Source organism: Mesorhizobium sp. P5_C1, from assembly GCF_054049815.1.
In genome coordinates this window covers 1-675 of the sequence record NZ_JBFULQ010001299.1, presented here as the reverse complement: position 1 = coordinate 675, position 675 = coordinate 1, and the positions used below count along the sequence as shown (strand labels likewise).

1 protein-coding gene and 1 pseudogene are annotated in these 675 nt (G+C 59.1%); one reads left to right on the top strand and one right to left on the bottom strand.

Annotated elements, in window-relative coordinates; translation table 11 throughout:
* A pseudogene (locus ACXJ7R_RS35490) lies at nt 1-235 on the top strand (HD domain-containing protein); the annotation flags it as partial.
* Between the two features lie 106 nt (nt 236-341).
* On the opposite strand, the gene ACXJ7R_RS35485 reads toward ACXJ7R_RS35490, so the two are convergent.
* Nucleotides 342-428, bottom strand: coding sequence for a hypothetical protein (locus ACXJ7R_RS35485; protein WP_457155856.1), 87 nt, complete (start codon nt 426-428; stop codon nt 342-344).
* Nucleotides 429-675 lie beyond the last annotated feature (247 nt).

Here is a 675-nt window from a genome sequence, read left to right as displayed (position 1 = left end):
GCTCGAGGAAGCGGGCTTCGGTCCGACGGTCGCTTCTGCTGTCGACGCCATGTCGCGCAGAGATGGCGAGGATTATTTCGCCTTCGTGCGACGCGCCGCATCGAACCCATTGGCTCTGCCGGTGAAGCGTGCGGATCTGGAAGACAATATCTGGCAGTCGCGGCAAATTGGGGCATCGGCGGCCAGATACGAAGAGGCACTACGCATTCTTGATGAGGAGTTTCCGCGCCGCTAACATACCCGAGGCTCAGCCCGGCTCGGTGTGCGCACGGGCAATCTACTCCAAGACGTGGGGAGTGTGCCCCTTGTCCTCCGCTGGCTCGACATCGATGCGCGCCTTTTCAGGATCGAACGCGCCAGTAGCTGGCGGTGCCTTTCAACGGGCTTTCGCTCGTGGTGATGGTCTTTTCAAAAAGGTCGAAATAGATATCTTCGAAAGGGATGTAGAAGACAGCTCATCTCCATCATCGCAGCACCTTGGCTCGTTCCGTGGCGGCGACTATGGCGTCGGAAAATCGTACTGTCACCGTGCCGGCAAACGGCTCTATGGCCAGTCGGCCCGGGTGGCGTGTTGCAGTTGCGGTTGAAGGTTGCATATCGGTTCTCTTGCCAACAGGCGTTGTGAGATCGAAGGTCATTTGCTCGGAAGCACGGCAGCTGGCTGGTCACCGCCAG